Origin of the sequence: Levilactobacillus paucivorans (genome assembly GCF_001437125.1) — a bacterium.
GTDB lineage: Bacteria > Bacillota > Bacilli > Lactobacillales > Lactobacillaceae > Levilactobacillus > Levilactobacillus paucivorans.
Genome location: NZ_JQCA01000082.1, coordinates 1 through 1,412 on the forward strand (window position 1 = coordinate 1; position 1,412 = coordinate 1,412).

Annotated in this window: 1 rRNA gene; it reads left to right on the forward strand. The window is 46.5% G+C overall.

The annotated features are described in order from the left end of the window. Positions 1-146: 146 nt before the first annotated feature. Positions 147-1,412 (forward strand): 23S ribosomal RNA (locus IV54_RS07615); the annotation flags it as partial.

Consider the following 1,412-nt stretch of genomic DNA (forward strand, 5'->3'; position numbering starts at 1 on the left):
TTGTTCTTTGAAAACTAGATATTATCAATTATTTTCCTTTAATTATTAAGATAATTAAACCGAGAAACAACTGCGTATTTTTGAGTTTTTTAATTAGTTTTATATCGCTAATACTCGATTAATCAACGATTACTTCGTAATCGTTAGGTTAAGTTATGAAGGGCGCATGGTGGATGCCTTGGTACTAGGAGCCGATGAAGGACGGGACTAACACCGATATGCTTCGGGGAGCTGTACGTAAGCTTTGATCCGGAGATTTCCGAATGGGGAAACCCAATTACATTAATCCGTAATTACAACTTGGGGAATACATACTCAAGTTGAGGCAGACGCGGGGAACTGAAACATCTAAGTACCCGCAGGAATAGAAAGAAAAATCGATTCCCTAAGTAGCGGCGAGCGAACGGGGAATAGCCCAAACCAAAGAGCTTGCTCTTTGGGGTTGTAGGACTGAACATTTGAGTTACCAAAGTCAATGATAATCGAAGAGTCTGGGAAGACTCGGCATAGAGGGTGATACCCCCGTAGATGAAATCATTGGCCCTCAGTTCAGTATCCTGAGTACGGCCACACACGTGAAACGTGGTCGGAATCCGGGAGGACCATCTCCCAAGGCTAAATACTCCCTAGTGACCGATAGTGAACCAGTACCGTGAGGGAAAGGTGAAAAGCACCGCGGAAGCGGAGTGAAATAGTTCCTGAAACCATGTGCCTACAATTAGTTAGAGCCCGTTAATGGGTGATAGCGTGCCTTTTGTAGAATGAACCGGCGAGTTACGTTAATTTGCAAGGTTAAGGTGGAAAGACCGGAGCCGTAGCGAAAGCGAGTCTGAAACGGGCGTTTCAGTAAATTGACGTAGACCCGAAACCAGGTGACCTACCCATGTCCAGGTTGAAGGTGCGGTAAAGCGCACTGGAGGACCGAACCCGTGTATGTTGAAAAATGCTGGGATGAGGTGTGGGTAGCGGTGAAATTCCAAACGAACTTGGAGATAGCTGGTTCTCTCCGAAATAGCTTTAGGGTTAGCCTCGGAGTTAAGAATCGTGGAGGTAGAGCCACTGTTTGGACTAGGGGCCCGTCATGGGTTACTGAATTCAGATAAACTCCGAATGCCACAGATTTATATCCGGGAGTCAGACGACGAGTGATAAGATCCGCCGTCGAAAGGGGAACAGCCCAGACCACCAATTAAGGTCCCTAAATATGTACTGAGTGGAAAAGGATGTGGAGTTGCATAGACAGCTAGGATGTTGGCTCAGAAGCAGCCACCATTTAAAGAGTGCGTAATAGCTCACTAGCCGAGTGATCCTGCGCCGAAAATTTACCGGGGCTAAGTACATTACCGAAATTGTGGATGCGACCATTAGGTCGCGTGATAGGAGAGCGTTCTAAGGGCAATGAAGGTAGACCG